Genomic DNA, 13,817 nt, shown 5'->3' with positions numbered 1-13,817 from the left:
GGCATCGTTCGCTTTCGTGAGCATGCGGGACGATTTCGACCGGAAGACGACGGAGCTGGTCGGGATCCGTGTCGATGACGTCGCGTCCTGGGACCTTCACTACTTCGGTGATGAGCCGCGAGGGTGGCATTACGGCGACAGGCACCACGCCGTGATGGGCGTGGAGTTGGAGACCAGCGCGGGTCCTAGGGCGTGTCTCCTAAGACGCCAGTTGCGTAGCATCTCGTGGGTGAGCACGTCCTCGTCAGGAGCGGTCCCTTCGGCAGGTCATGCTCGTGAACCCTTGACGGGTCTCTCGGTGACGGTATTCTCTCGACGCTCGGAACTCGATGGGGCCGTGGAGGAGCTCGCTGCCCGAGGGTTTCAGGTCGTGGTTCTTGATGCTGGTTCCTGGTCGACGGGCGCGGAAGTGCATCGCGATCTCGCCGTGGCGTTGGACTTTCCCGCCTACTACGGCCGGAATCTCGATGCGCTTAACGACTGCATGTCAGACGTTGTCGCACGGGAGTACGGCTGGCAGCCGACGGCCGCGGGCCTGGCGCTGGCGTTCCTCGGGTTCGACCGCTTCGCCACGGCGCTGCCTGACCTCGCTCCCGCCTTGGTGGACATCCTTGTCACCCAGGCGCGCGGCGCGGCGGAGGCTGGCGCCACGATGGCGTTGCTCCTACAGAGCGACGACCGTGAACTCGGCGGCGACTCGATGGGCGTTTCCGGTGCCGTTGGACTGTGACGAACGTCGAGACTGGGCCCAGGTACGAGTTGGTCAGGGGAGCCAGAGCAGGATCGCTGCGAGAACGGCGCCACCGCGGTAGACGAGCGCGTGCTTGTCGTAGCGGGTCGCGAGTGCTCTCCATTGCTTGATGCGGTTGAAGAACCGCTCGACCGTGTTGCGACCCCGGTAGGTGACGGCGTCGTAGGTCACGGGCCGTCCGCCTCGTGATCCGCGTCGGCGACGGTGGGCCTGCTGGTCGCGGGGTTCGGGGATGACCGCGACGATGCCGCGCCGGCGCAGCTCGGACCGGATCGCGCGCGAGGAGTACGCCTTGTCGCCCAGCACGGCGTCAGGTGTGGTGCGCGGGCGTCCCGCCCCTGCTCGAGGGACTCGGATCGTGCCGAGCAGCGGCAGGCACATCGGGGCGTCACCGCCCTGGCCCGGTCCCACGAGCACCGCGAGCGGTCGCCCGTTGCCGTCGACCGCGGCGTGGATCTTCGTCGACAACCCGCCCCGAGAGCGACCCAACGCGTGGTCAGCCGGTTCGCGCCGTTCCGGATTCTTGTGATTCGCCAGTGCCCCCTGTGGTTCGGGGCAAGGTCGCGGCGTGCTGGTGCGCCCGGTTGATCGTGGAGTCCACGCTCACCCGCCAGTCGATACCGCCGTTCGCGTCCGCGCGAGCCTGCAAGGCCGTCAGGATCTCGTCCCAGGTCCCGTCCCGGGAGAACCGCGCATGCCTCTTCCACGCGGTCTGCCAAGGCCCGAACCCCTCGGGAAGATCACGCCACGCGACCCCGGTCCGATACCGGTGAACGATCCCCTCCACGACCTGACGATGATCACGCCACGGACGCGACCGCCCAGATACCTGCGGCATCAACGGGCCGATCGCCGCCCACTGCTCGTCCGACAACTCGCGACCACGATCCACGAGCGCACTCTGCAACATCGTGGCCGCGGTACTAAGGAGACACTCCCTAGGTATCGGCTCCGTGGAGCGTCGAAATGGCTGGATCGCGTCTCGGCGTGGAACTGCCGAATGAGTTCGATGCGTGCTGCGCTAGCTGGCATGCTGGCGCTCGTGTCGAACGACCTCCGCTCGGTTGAGCAGCTCATGCACGCCGTCCAGCGGCGCTCTCGTGAAGTACCTGCATTGCTGGGGTCACACACGCCCGAGTCAGGTGGCCGCCTCGGGCGGAGCTGCCTGAGCCAGTGGTGGCCGTCCCCCTTTACCGTTGACGGGCGGACATATGCGATCGCCGAGCACTGGATGATGGCGGCGAAGGCGAGGCAGTTCGCGGATCCAGAGGCAGAGCAGGCCGCGCTCGATGCGCCCAGTCCTGCCCTGGCGAAGGCTGCAGGGACGCATCGTGTCCAGGTTCGACGAGGACGTCTGGATGCGTGAGCGCTTCGGGAACGTCGTTGAGGGCACCATGCACACGCTCGGATCCGACGATGCTCTGCGTGGCTTTCTGCTCCGCACTGTCGACCGTGTGCTGGTCAAGGCGAGCCCCACATGACCGGGTGTTGGCCATCGGATTGAGCGCTCAGGATCCCGATGCCGAGAACCCCAGTGCGGTGGCGCGGTCAGAACCTCCTCGGATTCGCGCTGATGGAAGCGCGAGATCGCCTACGGGCCAACGTGTGGTAGAGGTCGCTCTTGCCGATCTGCGCCCTTCCAGCGCGGGAACTGTCCCTTAATGCTGCGCACGACGTCGTCGTTGGCCCGTGGCACGACCTTGGTGTCTCCGTCGGAGAGATTGATCCCGGGAACGTCGGGGCGTGGACGGTGACCGTGGTCCGGTGTTGATCAGGCCGAGGTGTGGCGGAGCGGGTCGCCGTTGCGTTCGGAGAAGAACGCCAAACCGTGACCGACCGCTACGGTGACAGGTACAAAGAGTCGACAGGAGCGACCTGTGGCCGCAGACAAACCTCCGCACTGGCTCCCGGACTTGCCATGCAACTCGATCGCTCGCGCGATAGAAGTGACTTGGGCGAAATGCCAGGGTGTCGGTGCCTCGTCCTAGGTTCGAGGATCATGGGGACGAAGCGGACGTACACGGACGCCGAACTGGTGGCTGCCGTCGCGGCGTCGACGTCCTGGCGCGGGGTGCTCCGTGCGCTCGGTCTCCTCGGAACGTCCTCCGCAGCGCTGCGGTCAGTTCGGTCGCACGCCGAGCGGTTGGAGGTCGACTACGGCCATTTCACCGGACAGCGGCGGTGGAGCGAGGCCGAGTTGCGCGCCGCGGTGGCAGGGGCGGCGTCCTGGCCTGACGTGACTGGCGCGTTGGGGCTCAAGGGTGGTTCCGCGACAACCACGGTGAAGGGTCACGCTGCCCGGCTCGGGTTGGAGGTCGACCACCTGGACAAGACGCCAGCGCCCGCGCAGGCTCCCGGGCTTGTCCCGGATACCGCCCATCTAGGCCGGGCGGGAGCCCTGCTCGCGGCCGGCTGGTACGCCCTGTGCGGGGTGAACGTCTCCTGGCCCCTTGAGCCCGCCCGATACGACCTGCTCGTCGGCGCAGGAGCGGACATCCGTCGGGTCCAGGTCAAGACGACGACGACGCGGGAGGGCGGCTCCTGGAAGGTGTACCTCTCGACGTCGCGTCAGGGGCGGACGCTCTACGGCACGGACGACATAGACGAGTTCTTCGTCGTCGACGGTGACTTCTCGTACTACGTGATCCCGCTCGGTGCCGTCCGGGGTGTGCACGCCGTTCACCTGAGTGCGTACGAACGCTTCCGCGTCCCGGGGTATCCCACGGCGCGGAAGTGAGTCCCGCTGCGCGCATCGCACGCGGAGCGTCTTTGCCGATGACCCCGACGTGAGTTCGTGGGCGCGTCGCGTCGATCCCCTGCGTCGAAGGACCCGCCTAGGCTCAGGCCATGCCGATCCTCCTCCTCGTCCGCCATGGCCGCACGACCGCTAATTCTGGGGGCATCCTCGCCGGTCGCGCGGGCGGCGTCCGGTTGGACGCTGTCGGGCGCGATCAGGCGGTCCGGGCGGCCGAGCGTATTATGGGCGTGCCGCTGGCGCGCATCGTGACGAGCCCGTTGGAGCGGTGTCGACAGACCGCGCGGGCGCTGCTCGACCATCAGGCGGGCGCGCCGGAGTCTGTCACCGAGCACGGCCTCACCGAGTGCGACTACGGGCAGTGGCAGGGGCGTGCGTTGAAGGACCTCGCCCAGGAGCCGTTGTGGTCCGTCGTGCAGACGCAGCCCTCGGCGGCAGCGTTCCCTGGCGGTGAGTCGCTCGCGGCGATGCAGGCCCGGAGCGTCGAAGCGATCCGGCGGCATGACGCGGAGGTCGCCGCGCGCCACGGGGACGACGCGGTGTGGGCGGCCGTCTCGCACGGGGACGTGATCAAGTCCGTGCTGGCAGATGCGCTGGGGATGCACCTGGACCTGTTCCAGCGCATCGTCGTCGGCCCGGCGTCGATCTCGATCGTCAGGTACGGCACGCACCGCCCGGAGGTGGTGGCCGTCAACACCGACGCCGGCGACCTCTCGTGGCTGCGCACGGCGCCGCCCGTCGGCGATGCGCCGGTCGGGGGCGGTGCCGGGCCGGTCGCGCCCGACGACCCGAGCGATCTCCAGCCCTCCTGACGTCCGGCCCATGGCTGCCCGGCGCGGAGGGTGCGAGCGCTCGTAGAGTGAGGGCATGCCCACCCTCGTCCATGAGTACGACTGGCCCGACCGCGTCGTCGTCGGGACCGTCGGGATGCCCGGTTCCCGCACGTTCTACCTGCAGGCTCGCTCCGGCAACCGGACGACGAGCGTCGCCCTCGAGAAGGAGCAGTCCGCCGTCCTCGCCGAGACCGTCCAGCGCCTGCTCGACGAGCTGATGGAGGCGCCTGACAACCGGTACAGCGTCCCCGCCGAGGTGCCCGCCGAGCTGATCGACGACGACCCGCTGGACCTCCCGGTCGAGGAGGAGTTCCGCACGGGGTCGATGCGGCTGGCCTGGGACCCCCGCACGGCGCAGGTGATCGTCGAGGCGTTCCCGTTCGTGGACGACGACGAGCTGGACCCCGACGCGGACGAGCCGGAGCCCCAGGAGGCGCTGCGCGTCAAGATGCCCGTCGGGACGGCTCGCGCCTTCGCGCAGCGCACGCGCGCCGTCGTGCTCGCGGGCCGCCCGGCCTGCCCGCGCTGCGGTGCACCGATGGACCCCGACGGGCACGAGTGCGTGCTGCCCGACGAGGCGTGACGTCGCCGGACGGCGACCTCGACGCGGCGCCGCTCGACGTCGTCGGACGCATCCGCGTCGCGTCCAACGCGACGTTCCTCGCGCGGATCGGGGACGTCGAGGTCGTGTACAAGCCGGTGGCCGGCGAGAAGCCGTTGTGGGACTTCCCGGACGGCACCCTGGCGGCGCGGGAGGTCGCCGCGTACCTCGTCTCGGAGTCGCTCGGCTGGGGGATCGTGCCGCGCACGTGGCTGCGCGACGGACCACTGGGTCCCGGCATGGTGCAGCTCTGGCAGGAGGTGGACGACGCGCAGTCGCCGGTCGACGTCGTGCCGACGGACGAGGTGCCGCCCGACGGCGTGCGGACGGTGCTGGAGGGCGTCGACGAGGAGGACCGTCCGGTGAGCGTGATCCACGAGGACTCGCCGGCGCTGCGGCGCATGGCGGTGTTCGACGCGGTGGTGAACAACGCCGACCGCAAGGGCGGGCACGTGCTGCCCCTGTCCGACGGGCGGCGCCTCGGCGTCGACCACGGCGTCACCTTTCACGTCGAGCCCAAGCTGCGGACGGTGCTCTGGGGCTGGCTCGGAACGAGCCTGAGCGACGACGAGCTGGCGGGCGTCGCACAGGTTCGGGCTGACCTCGGACCTCAGCTCGACGGCGACCTGGGGCGACGCCTGGCCGAGCTGCTGACGCCCGACGAGGTCACCCAGCTCGCACAGCGGTGCGACCGGCTGCTCTTCGCGGCGCGCTTCCCGCACCCGGCAGGGGACATGCAGGCCGTGCCCTGGCCGCTCTTCTGAACCTGCGCGGAGCCGCACGGGCCCTCGCGTCGCCTCGGCCCGCTCGATGGTGTGCGATGGGCTCATGCGTGGAGCAATCATCTATGGACCGGGCGACGTGCGGGTCGAGGAGCGACCGGACCCCGTCATCGAGGAACCGACCGACGCGGTGATCCGCACGGTCGCGGCGTGCGTGTGCGGCTCGGACCTGTGGCGCTACCGCGGCCTTGCGCCGGTACCGCGGCCGGTCCCGATCGGGCACGAGTACGTCGGCGTCGTCGAGGAGACCGGTTCGGCGGTCACGACGGTGCGGGCGGGCGACTTCGTCGTCGGCGGGTTCAAGCACAGCGACAACACGTGCGCCGTGTGCCGCAAGGGCATGCAGGCCAACTGCCTGCACGGCGGCGGCTACGACGGCTGCCAGGCGGAGAGGATCCGCATCCCCAACGCCGACGGCACGCTCGTCGCCACGCCCGGACAGCCCGACGCCGACCTCGTCCCGAGCCTGCTCGCGCTGTCGGACGTGATGTCCACCGGCTGGCACGCCGCCGTCAGCGCCGGCGTGCGGCCCGGGATGAGCGTCGCCGTGGTGGGGGACGGCGCCGTCGGGCTCAGCGCGGTGCTCGCGGCGGCCCAGCTTGGTGCGACCACCGTCATCGCGATGAGCCGGCACGATGCGCGGCAGAGGGTCGCGACGACGTTCGGGGCCACGCACGTCGTCGAGGAGCGCGGCGACGAGGGAGCGGCCCGGGTCAAGGAGCTCACCGAGGGCATCGGCGCGGACGCGGTGCTCGAGTGCGTCGGCACCGACGACGCGCGGCAGCAGGCCGTCGCAGTGGCACGTCCCGGCGCCATGATCGGCATCGTCGGCCTGCCGCACGGAGGCCTGCCCGTCGAGCAGATGTTCTGGGAGAACAAGGGCGTGCACGGCGGGGTGGCGCCCGTGCGCGCGTACCTGCCGCACCTCATGGACCTCGTGCTGACCCGCCAGATCGACCCGGGCCTCGTCTTCGACCTCACCCTGCCGCTCGACGAGGCGGCGGAGGCGTACCGCGCGATGGACGAGCGGCGCGCGATCAAGGTTCTGCTGCAGCCATAGCGGGAGGCAACGGGGCTCTTGTCGAACACGCCCGTCCGAGTTAGCGTGCTGGGACGAGCGTGTTCGCCAGAGCGACCCGGGGCCTCCAGAGCCGGCGCCCACCGAGACGGAGCATCGACATGTCACTCGTCCGCGTCCACAACTTCTCCGTCTCGCTGGACGGGTTCGGCACCGGCGAGGGCCAGGACGCGGAGCACCACTTCGGTCACGCCGGAGACCGGCTGCACCAGTGGATGTTCGCCACGCAGTGGTGGGAGCCGGGCGGGAGCGGCGGGGTCGACGACGCGTTCGTCCAGCGGCACGACGACGGGATCGGGGCCGAGATCATGGGCGCCGGAAAGTTCGGGCACCCGGGCTGGCACGAGGACCCCGACTGGAAGGGTGCGTGGGGCGCGAACCCGCCGTTCCACACGCCCGTCTTCGTCCTGACCCACCACGTCCGCCCGCCGATCGAGATGGAGGGCGGCACGACGTTCCACTTCCTCGACGCGTCGCCCGCCGAGGCGGTCGAGACGGCCCGGGCGGCCGCGGGCGGCAAGGACGTGCGCCTGGGCGGTGGGCCGACCATGCTCCGCGAGTTCCTCGCCGCCGGGCTCGTGGACTACCTGCACGTCGCGGTGGTGCCGATCCTCCTGGGCCGGGGCGTCAGCCTCTGGGACGGGCTCGAGGGCCTCGAGCAGGGGTACGCCGTCGAGGCGACCTCAGCCCCGAGCGGCGTCACCCACGTGACCTTCACGCGCCGCGCGTGAGCGTCGTCGGGCCTGGGGACCGGGAAGGCGCCGCCGGCCGGCCGTCGGTGCGGCGCGCGTCGTCGGACGACGCGGGCGCGATCGCGCGCATCTGGCACCGCGGCTGGGCGGACGGGCACGCGGGGCACGTCCCCGACGCGCTCTACCAGCACCGGGCCGAGGAGACCTACCCGCCGCGCGTGCGCGAGCGCCTGGGCGCCACGTGGGTGGCGGAGGTCGACGGCGTCGTGCGGGGCTTCGTGGTCGTCGTCGGCGACGAGGTCGAGCAGGTCTACGTGGACGCCACGGCGCGGGGGAGCGGCGTCGCGGCGACGCTCCTGGCCTGCGCCGAGGACGTCGTCGCGACCGCCGGCCACGACCGCGCCTGGCTCGCCGTCGTGGCGGGCAACGCCCGGGCACGTCGGTTCTACGAGCGGTCGGGGTGGGTCGACGTCGGTCCGCTCGACTACGCGGCAGAGACCGCGGAGGGAACCGTGGTGGTTCCCTGCCGCCGCTACGAGAAGGCGCTCACCGGCGCGGGAGCATGACCAGGGCGACGGCACCACCCACGAGCGCGGTGAGGGCCGCGAACCCGAAGCCGGCCTGGATCCCGCTCGCCGCGCCGTCGGCGATCCCCGCCGCCGCGACGCTCGAGACGACGGCCGCGCCCAGCGCCGCACCGAACTCGTGGAACGTGCTCACGATGCCGGACGCGATGCCGGCCTCGTGCGGCGCGACCCGGCCGAGCGCGGTGGCCGACGCGACGACGAACAGCGCACCGATCCCCGCGGCGGCGACCGCCATGCCCGCGACGGCGGCGGGCGTGCCGTCCACGGTCGCCGGGAGCGCGAGGCCGCCGGCGACGACGACCGCGCCGACGAGCGTCATCGGCCGCCCGCCCGTCCGGCCGAGGAGGGTGCCGGCGAGCTGGGACCCCGCCATGGTCGCGAGGGCGACCGGCAGGAAGAGCAGGCCGGTGGCGATCGGGCCGAGGCCGTGGACGCGCTGCAGCAGGAACGAGCCGAGGAAGAACACGGCGATCATGAGCGCGGTCGCGACGAGGATGAGGAACGTGCCCGCGCGGACGGGACGACGAGCGAGGAGCCGCAGGTCCATGAGCGGCTCCGCGACCGTGCGCTGCCGCAGCACGAACGCGACGTAGAGCAGCACGCCGACCCCGAGCCAGACGGCGGTCGTGACGTCCGCCCAGCCGCGGTCGCCCGCGCCGATGAGCGCGTAGATCACCGCGCCGGTCGCGGCCGTGACGAGGGCCGCGCCGAGCAGGTCGAGCCGGCGCGGGTCGCCCGCCACCCCGGCGGGGAGGAGGCGGAGCAGCGCGACCAGGAGCGCGAGCCCGATCGGCACGTTGATGACGAAGATCCACGGCCACCCCGGGCCGCCGGTCAGCAGCCCACCGAGCAGCACGCCCAGGGCCGCGCCGCCCCCGCTGAGAGCGGACCAGACGCCCAGGGCGCGGTTGCGCTCGTCGCCGTCGAACGTCGTGACGACCGCGGAGAGCGCTGCGGGTGAGAGCAGCGCGGCGCCGACGCCCTGTGCCACCCGGCCGGCCAGCAGCATCTCCGGGGTGCCTGCGAGCCCGGCGACGAGCGAGGCGAGGGTGAAGACCGTGAGCCCGGTGAGCACGAGGCGCCGGGAGCCGAAGCGGTCCGCCAGCCGCCCGCCGAGCAGCATGAGCCCGCCGAAGACGAGCGTGTAGGCGCTGACGACCCACGTGAGGGTCCCGCGCTCCATCCCCAGGTCCGTGCCGATCACCGGGAGGGCGACCGTCACGACCGTGACGTCGAGGATCAGCATGAGCTGGGCGGTGCCGAGCAGCGCGAGGATCCGCCACCGCCTCGGGTCGGGCGCCGTGCGCGGGACGGCGGCGTCCAGGTCGTGGTCGGTCATGGCGGCCTCCAAGTCGAACATGGGTGTTCGGGTTGATCCCGCTCACGCTAACTCGTACAGTGGTGTTCGACAAGGGAGGTCGGCATGCCGAGTAACGCCACCCAGCACCAGGCCAAGCGGGCGGACGCCCGACGGAACGTCCAGGCGATCCTGGACGCCGCCGCCCTCTGCCTGAGCAGGGACCCCGACGCGAGCGTCGCCGAGATCGCGAGGACCGCGGGCGTGGGCAGGGTCACGCTCTACGGGCACTTCGCGAGCCGGGCGGAGCTCGTCGACGCCGTGGTGGCCCGGGCGATCGAGGAGGGCGACGAGGCGCTCGACGCGCTCGACCTCTCGGGCGACCCGCGCGACGCGCTCGTTCGTCTCGTCGCGCAGAGCTGGCTGACGATCGTGCAGATCGGCTCGCTCATGACCGCCGCGCTCCAGGACCTCTCGCCGGAGCGGATGCTCGAGCTGCACGAGCGGCCGGTGACGCGCGTCGAACGCCTCGTCGAGCGGGGGCGCCGGGACGGGGTCTTCCGCACCGACCTGCCCGCCTCGTGGCTGGTCGGCACCCTCCACCGGGTGATGAACGGCGCCGCGGCGGAGATCGAGGCGGGGCGGCTCGCGCCGGACGACGCGGCCCGGACCATCGCCGCGACCGCGTTGGCCGCTTTCACCCCACCGGGGCAACCGGTGCCGGCCGTCCCGCCGGTGGCACCGGTGCGGCCGGTCGCGCCGGAGGAGGCGTCGTGACCACCGCCGGCCACGCGGACCACCCGGCGCCAGGCCGCACCCCGGCCGGCGACACCGGCCGCGGCACCCCCGCCGACGCTGGTCCCGCGAGCGACCACGTGCAGCGCTGGCCGCTCGTCGCCGGGGTCCTGTTCGCCGCAGCGCTGGCCGTCGCGACCTGGGTCGGCTTCGCCGACACGGCCCAGTCCGCGCAGGTGCTCGTGGCGGCGGCGTTCGTCTACCTCGGTTCCGCCGCGCTCGGCCGACGCTCGGCGGCCTGGCCCCTGTTCGCCCTGACGTTCGTGCTCATCGGGGTCGGGTTCGCCCTCCCCGGCTTCGACCCGCTCTGGGTGATGCTCGCGGTCGTGGTGGTCCTCGCGGTGTACGGGCTGGCCCGCGGCGAGATCCGCCCCGCCTGGGGGCTGCCGCTGCAGGCGGCGGCCCTGGTCGTCGTGGTCGCCCTGGCCCTCGCGGTCGCCGCACTCGGCCAGCCCTGGGCCGGGCTGCTCGTCGGCGTCGGCCTCCTGGGCCACGCCGCCTGGGACGTCCACCACCTGCGCACCCGGCGCGTCGTCGCCTCGACCCTCGCGCAGTTCTGCGCCGCGCTCGACGCGGTCCTCGGCGTGGCCCTGATCGTCATCTCCCTGGTCCGATGACGCGGCTCCTGGGCGCCGAGGATCGCGGAGGTCACCGCGCCTCAGCCCTCCGTGCTGAGCGCGCTGTCGGCACCGGACGCGAGTCTTCGCAGGTACCAGGTCGCGAGCGACCGGTAGGGCCGCCACCGTTCCGCCGCCGTGCGCAGCGCGTCAGGGTCGGAGAGTGGCGTCCCGGAGGCGAGCTCGAAGCCTCGCCGGACCTCGGCGTCGTCGGCCAGGAGCACGTCCGGGCGCCCGAGCCGGGAGACGAGCACCCGCTCCACGGCGCCGCGCCCGACGCCGGGCACCGCCGTCAGCAGGTCGACCACCGCGTCGTCCGGCAGCGCGGCCAGCTCGTCGTCGTCGGGAACCCCGCCGAAGAGCGCGTGCGCGGACAGCTCGCGCAGGGCGCGCGTGGCGGCACGCGGGACGCCGGCCCGCGCGTACTGCGCGTCGGCGAGCCCGAGCAGCGAGTCGGGGGTCGGCCCGTCGAGCGGGCGGGGGAGCGCGACGCACAGGCGCGCGAAGACGTTCCCCGACGACGCGCCGGTGTGCTCGTGCACCACGGCCTCCGCGAGCGCGGCGAACGTGCTGGCGTGCGGCTCACGCCGCAGCGCGGGCGGCCCGACCCGGTCGACGACGCTCGCCAGCACGGGGTCGGCGGAGCGCAGGTGCGCGACCGCGGCGTCGCCGCCAGGTCGGCGCCGTGCCCCTCGAGGGCGAGGAGGCGGAGCTTGAGCACCGGACCGGTCGCGGCGGAGAAGCCGCCGAGCGTCCCGCCGGCGCCGACGACCCGGTGGCACGGCACGACGAGCGGCAGCGGGTTGTTCCCCAGCGCCCGGCCGACCGCGCGCGCCAGGCCCAGGCCGCCCGCGAGCCGGGCGATGTCGCCGTAGGTGGTGGTGCTGCCGGGCGGGATGTCGCGCGCGGCGCGGTACACCGTGCGCTCCAGCTCCGACGCGGCGTCGAGGTCGACCGCGACCGAGCGCAGGTCGTCGTCCGCGCCGTCGAGGACCGCGACGATCCGTCGGGCGGCGTCGGTCACCGCGGGCGGCGCGTCCGCCGCGGCGACCTCGGGGACGCCCACCCGCACCCGCATCCGGGCGCGGGTGGAGGCCGCCGTGCCCTCGGGCAGCTGCGTCGCGACGAGGGCGTCGCCGCGCCACGCGACGGCGCACGTCCCGACCGGGCTCGCGAACGTCACGAACCCGTCCGCCGCGGGACGCGCGCTGCCGGCCTCGGTGCTCGTCATGCCCCGATCGTCCACGCTCCAGCGGGGGGATCGTCAAGTCCGCGGGGTGCGGCGGGCGGCGAGCTTCCGTCGTCAGCGCCCGTGCGGGTCGGAGGCGTTGAGTACGCGCACGACCTCGTCGTAGTCGCCGCGCGCCTCGCCGTACCGGAGGAACTTCACGCGCTCGACGAGGATCTCGTGCGCGTCGGGCCGGGTGCGCAGCAGGTCGACGACCTCGGTGACGAACTCGTCGAGCGGCATGGCGAACGAGCTCTCGCGCTGCCCGGGCATGAGGTCGGTCGCGACGGACGGCGGGACGAGCTCGACGACGTCGACGGTCGTGTCGGCGAGCTGGAGCCGCAGCGCCTCGCTGAGCATGTGGATCGCGGCCTTGGACGCGTCGTAGGTCGGGGTGACCTTCAGCGGCGCGAACGCGAGGCCGGACGACACGGTGACGATGGTCGCGTGCGGGCGGGTCTGCAGGTGCTCGACGAACGCGCCGACCAGGCGGATCGGGCCGAGCACGTTGGTCGTGACGGTCTCCTCGGCGGTGTCGAGGAACCCCTCGGGGTGGTGCCAGTCCTCGGCGCGCATGATGCCGGCCATGGTGACGAGGGTGTCGAGGGCGGGGTGGCGGTCGAGCACCTCCTTGGCGGCCGTGGCGATGCTCTCGGGGTCGGTGGTGTCGATGCGCACGGTGTCGAGGCCGGGGTGCTCGGCGGCGATCTGCTCCAGCAGCTCGGTGCGGCGCCCGCCGACGACGACGGTGCTGCCCTGCTCGTGGAGCGCGACCGCGAGCGCCAGCCCGATGCCGCTCGTCGCGCCGGGGATGAAGACGGTGCTGTTCGTGATGTCCATGCCTCGATCCTGAGCGTCCGGCGAGCGCCGTGGCAGAGTCCGTCGAACGGGGGACCGGCGATCCCTGGCACGCGCCGCGACGACCCCGGACGATGGGCGCATGGACCGTGCCGCGCTCGCCGAATTCCTCCGCCGTCATCGGGAGGCGCTGCAGCCGGACGACGTCGGGCTGCCGGCCGGGCTGCGCCGTCGGGCACCGGGCCTGCGGCGCGAGGAGGTGGCGCAGCTCGCCCTCATGTCCACGGACTACTACACGCGCCTGGAGCAGCAGCGCGGGCCGCAGCCGAGCACGCAGATCCTCGCGTCGATCGCCCGGGCGCTGCGCCTGTCCGACGACGAGCGCGACTACCTCTACCGCGTCGCGGGGCACGGCGTCCCCGACCGGGCGACGGACCCCGGCCACGTCGCGCCGGCGCTCCAGCGCGTCCTCGACCGCCTCGCCGACACCCCGGCGCTGATCATCGACCCGCTCGGCGAGACGCTCGCGCAGAACGAGCTCGCCCGCGCCCTCTACGGCGACGCCACCGCGTACACCGGCTGGGACCGCAGCGAGATCTACCGGTGGTTCGCCCACCCGGAGACGGCGCGCGCGATCTACCCGGCGGACGACCGCGACCGGCAGGGCCGAGCGCTCGTCGCGAGCCTGCGCTCCGCCGTCGCCGTCCTCGGTCGGGGCTCGCGCGCCGGGGAGCTCGTGCGGGTGCTGCAGCGCACGAGCCCCGAGTTCGCGGTGCTGTGGGACCGGCAGGAGGTCGCGCGGCGGTTCGTCGACCACAAGACGCTCGTCCACCCGGTCGTGGGCGAGATCGAGGTCGACTGCCAGGCGCTGGCGACCGAGGACCAGCTCCAGGCGCTGCTCGTGCTGACGGCCGCGCCCGGAAGCGAGGCGGAGGAGAAGATCCGCCTCCTCGGCGTCGTCGGGACGCAGGACCTCGCAAGCCTCAGGTGACAGCACGCCCAT

The 13,817-nt window shown here is 72.8% G+C and carries 17 protein-coding genes and 1 pseudogene; 13 read left to right on the top strand and 5 right to left on the bottom strand.

Annotated elements, in window-relative coordinates:
* The first annotated feature begins 22 nt into the window (after nucleotides 1-22).
* The gene (locus tag ACMXGY_RS11185; protein ID WP_483776848.1) at nucleotides 23-730 is read left to right on the top strand and encodes a barstar family protein; all 708 of its coding nucleotides are present in this window, start codon (nucleotides 23-25) and stop codon (nucleotides 728-730) included.
* Between the two features lie 33 nt (nucleotides 731-763).
* On the opposite strand, the gene ACMXGY_RS11180 is transcribed toward ACMXGY_RS11185, so the two are convergent.
* A protein-coding gene (locus tag ACMXGY_RS11180; protein ID WP_483773068.1) for an IS5 family transposase occupies nucleotides 764-1,643 on the bottom strand; the annotation gives its coding sequence in 2 pieces (ribosomal slippage) (nucleotides 764-1,294 and nucleotides 1,296-1,643; 879 coding nt in all).
* On the opposite strand from ACMXGY_RS11180, the gene ACMXGY_RS11175 reads away from it, so the two are divergent.
* The 9 genes from ACMXGY_RS11175 to ACMXGY_RS11135 all read left to right on the top strand — a co-directional run bounded on the left by ACMXGY_RS11175 (nucleotide 1,548) and on the right by ACMXGY_RS11135 (nucleotide 8,058).
* Complete coding sequence (locus tag ACMXGY_RS11175; RefSeq protein ID WP_483773067.1) at nucleotides 1,548-2,117, top strand: NADAR family protein; 570 nt, start codon at nucleotides 1,548-1,550, stop codon at nucleotides 2,115-2,117. The two genes, ACMXGY_RS11180 and ACMXGY_RS11175, sit on opposite strands and share 96 nt — an antisense overlap.
* Nucleotides 2,083-2,232 (top strand): hypothetical protein, encoded by a 150-nt coding sequence (locus ACMXGY_RS11170; protein WP_483776918.1) that lies wholly within the window; start codon nucleotides 2,083-2,085, stop codon nucleotides 2,230-2,232. Before ACMXGY_RS11175 ends, ACMXGY_RS11170 begins: the two co-directional genes overlap by 35 nt.
* 518 nt (nucleotides 2,233-2,750) lie before the next feature.
* Complete coding sequence (locus ACMXGY_RS11165) at nucleotides 2,751-3,488, top strand: PDDEXK-like family protein (protein WP_483773066.1); 738 nt, start codon at nucleotides 2,751-2,753, stop codon at nucleotides 3,486-3,488.
* Nucleotides 3,489-3,598: 110 nt separating this feature from the next.
* A complete protein-coding gene (locus ACMXGY_RS11160; protein WP_483773065.1) occupies nucleotides 3,599-4,318 on the top strand; it encodes a histidine phosphatase family protein in 720 nt (239 codons plus the stop codon).
* A 55-nt stretch (nucleotides 4,319-4,373) separates the two neighbouring features.
* The gene (locus tag ACMXGY_RS11155) at nucleotides 4,374-4,922 is read left to right on the top strand and encodes a DUF3090 domain-containing protein (RefSeq protein ID WP_483773064.1); all 549 of its coding nucleotides are present in this window, start codon (nucleotides 4,374-4,376) and stop codon (nucleotides 4,920-4,922) included.
* Nucleotides 4,919-5,704, top strand: coding sequence for an SCO1664 family protein (locus ACMXGY_RS11150; RefSeq protein ID WP_483773063.1), 786 nt, complete (start codon nucleotides 4,919-4,921; stop codon nucleotides 5,702-5,704). Before ACMXGY_RS11155 ends, ACMXGY_RS11150 begins: the two co-directional genes overlap by 4 nt.
* A gap of 64 nt (nucleotides 5,705-5,768) precedes the next feature.
* Nucleotides 5,769-6,782: a zinc-dependent alcohol dehydrogenase family protein gene (locus tag ACMXGY_RS11145; protein WP_483773062.1), complete on the top strand. Its 1,014-nt coding sequence runs from the start codon at nucleotides 5,769-5,771 to the stop codon at nucleotides 6,780-6,782.
* Between the two features lie 119 nt (nucleotides 6,783-6,901).
* Nucleotides 6,902-7,531 carry a dihydrofolate reductase family protein gene (locus ACMXGY_RS11140; RefSeq protein WP_483773061.1) on the top strand — a complete coding sequence of 210 codons (630 nt, stop codon included), beginning with the start codon at nucleotides 6,902-6,904 and terminating at the stop codon, nucleotides 7,529-7,531.
* Nucleotides 7,528-8,058: a GNAT family N-acetyltransferase gene (locus tag ACMXGY_RS11135; RefSeq protein WP_483773060.1), complete on the top strand. Its 531-nt coding sequence runs from the start codon at nucleotides 7,528-7,530 to the stop codon at nucleotides 8,056-8,058. Before ACMXGY_RS11140 ends, ACMXGY_RS11135 begins: the two co-directional genes overlap by 4 nt.
* Here the strand turns inward: ACMXGY_RS11135 and ACMXGY_RS11130 are convergent.
* A complete protein-coding gene (locus tag ACMXGY_RS11130; RefSeq protein ID WP_483773059.1) occupies nucleotides 8,039-9,418 on the bottom strand; it encodes an MFS transporter in 1,380 nt (459 codons plus the stop codon). The two genes, ACMXGY_RS11135 and ACMXGY_RS11130, sit on opposite strands and share 20 nt — an antisense overlap.
* 84 nt (nucleotides 9,419-9,502) lie before the next feature.
* Between ACMXGY_RS11130 and ACMXGY_RS11125 the strand changes: the two genes are divergently transcribed.
* Together ACMXGY_RS11125 and ACMXGY_RS11120 are read left to right on the top strand one after the other, a co-directional pair.
* A complete protein-coding gene (locus ACMXGY_RS11125; RefSeq protein WP_483773058.1) occupies nucleotides 9,503-10,153 on the top strand; it encodes a TetR/AcrR family transcriptional regulator in 651 nt (216 codons plus the stop codon).
* A complete protein-coding gene (locus ACMXGY_RS11120; protein ID WP_483773057.1) occupies nucleotides 10,150-10,788 on the top strand; it encodes a hypothetical protein in 639 nt (212 codons plus the stop codon). The genes ACMXGY_RS11125 and ACMXGY_RS11120 overlap by 4 nt, the downstream gene beginning before the upstream one ends.
* Before the next feature lie 41 nt (nucleotides 10,789-10,829).
* Here the strand turns inward: ACMXGY_RS11120 and ACMXGY_RS11115 are convergent, their stop codons facing one another.
* From ACMXGY_RS11115 to ACMXGY_RS11105, 3 genes and pseudogenes are all read right to left on the bottom strand, one after another.
* The gene (locus tag ACMXGY_RS11115) at nucleotides 10,830-11,420 is read right to left on the bottom strand and encodes a DNA-3-methyladenine glycosylase family protein (protein ID WP_483776917.1); all 591 of its coding nucleotides are present in this window, start codon (nucleotides 11,418-11,420) and stop codon (nucleotides 10,830-10,832) included.
* A 68-nt stretch (nucleotides 11,421-11,488) separates the two neighbouring features.
* Nucleotides 11,489-11,866: pseudogene (locus tag ACMXGY_RS11110) on the bottom strand (methylated-DNA--[protein]-cysteine S-methyltransferase); the annotation flags it as partial.
* A 225-nt stretch (nucleotides 11,867-12,091) separates the two neighbouring features.
* Nucleotides 12,092-12,856, bottom strand: a complete 765-nt coding sequence (locus ACMXGY_RS11105) for an SDR family oxidoreductase (protein WP_483773056.1) — start codon at nucleotides 12,854-12,856, stop codon at nucleotides 12,092-12,094.
* A gap of 100 nt (nucleotides 12,857-12,956) precedes the next feature.
* On the opposite strand from ACMXGY_RS11105, the gene ACMXGY_RS11100 reads away from it, so the two are divergent.
* A complete protein-coding gene (locus ACMXGY_RS11100) occupies nucleotides 12,957-13,805 on the top strand; it encodes a helix-turn-helix transcriptional regulator (RefSeq protein ID WP_483773055.1) in 849 nt (282 codons plus the stop codon).
* Nucleotides 13,806-13,817 lie beyond the last annotated feature (12 nt).

The sequence above is a fragment of the Cellulosimicrobium sp. G4 BAM 1002 genome (assembly GCF_057126935.1).
Note: the sequence above shows the minus strand (reverse complement) of the source record. Positions and strands in the feature narration are given on the sequence as shown.

What these genes read in the sequence shown, in the direction of transcription:
- ACMXGY_RS11185 (WP_483776848.1), top strand. Translation starts at nt 23, where the DNA reads ATGCGGGACGATTTCGACCGGAAGACGACGGAGCTGGTCGGGATCCGT.
- ACMXGY_RS11175 (WP_483773067.1), top strand. Translation starts at nt 1,548, where the DNA reads ATGATCACGCCACGGACGCGACCGCCCAGATACCTGCGGCATCAACGG.
- ACMXGY_RS11165 (WP_483773066.1), top strand. Translation starts at nt 2,751, where the DNA reads ATGGGGACGAAGCGGACGTACACGGACGCCGAACTGGTGGCTGCCGTC.
- ACMXGY_RS11160 (WP_483773065.1), top strand. Translation starts at nt 3,599, where the DNA reads ATGCCGATCCTCCTCCTCGTCCGCCATGGCCGCACGACCGCTAATTCT.
- ACMXGY_RS11155 (WP_483773064.1), top strand. Translation starts at nt 4,374, where the DNA reads ATGCCCACCCTCGTCCATGAGTACGACTGGCCCGACCGCGTCGTCGTC.
- ACMXGY_RS11145 (WP_483773062.1), top strand. Translation starts at nt 5,769, where the DNA reads ATGCGTGGAGCAATCATCTATGGACCGGGCGACGTGCGGGTCGAGGAG.
- ACMXGY_RS11140 (WP_483773061.1), top strand. Translation starts at nt 6,902, where the DNA reads ATGTCACTCGTCCGCGTCCACAACTTCTCCGTCTCGCTGGACGGGTTC.
- ACMXGY_RS11130 (WP_483773059.1), bottom strand. Translation starts at nt 9,418, where the DNA reads ATGACCGACCACGACCTGGACGCCGCCGTCCCGCGCACGGCGCCCGAC.
- ACMXGY_RS11125 (WP_483773058.1), top strand. Translation starts at nt 9,503, where the DNA reads ATGCCGAGTAACGCCACCCAGCACCAGGCCAAGCGGGCGGACGCCCGA.
- ACMXGY_RS11105 (WP_483773056.1), bottom strand. Translation starts at nt 12,856, where the DNA reads ATGGACATCACGAACAGCACCGTCTTCATCCCCGGCGCGACGAGCGGC.
- ACMXGY_RS11100 (WP_483773055.1), top strand. Translation starts at nt 12,957, where the DNA reads ATGGACCGTGCCGCGCTCGCCGAATTCCTCCGCCGTCATCGGGAGGCG.